We start from the raw sequence: 274 nt of genomic DNA, 5'->3' as shown, positions 1-274 counted from the left end.
TCGAACCCTGGCTAGCTCCCCGGTCACTGCGGCCCGCACGTAGGCGACGCGGCGTCGGTCGTCGGTGGTGATCGCGGAGAGCACGTCGGCCACGGGCCCCGGGGTGCCGGCCCCGGTGCTGGTGGGCCGATCCGGGCAATCGTGCCTGCGGAGCAGGCGCCTTTGAATCCACCGCGGCAGAGCCGCGGGGTTCTCGCGGACCTCGACCTGGTAGTGGCCGTTGCCGTCGGGTGCGGTGACGGGGCAGCCGGGGCCCACGACGTAGCCGCCGTGG

1 pseudogene is annotated in these 274 nt (G+C 74.5%); it reads right to left on the bottom strand.

Features of this window, described 5'->3' with window-relative positions:
- A pseudogene (locus DSY14_RS29720) lies at nt 1-274 on the bottom strand (hypothetical protein); the annotation flags it as partial.

Origin of the sequence: Nocardiopsis sp. MG754419, from assembly GCF_018207095.1 — a bacterium.
Taxonomy (GTDB): domain Bacteria; phylum Actinomycetota; class Actinomycetes; order Streptosporangiales; family Streptosporangiaceae; genus Nocardiopsis.
This window is presented reverse-complemented; position numbering and strand designations above follow the sequence as displayed.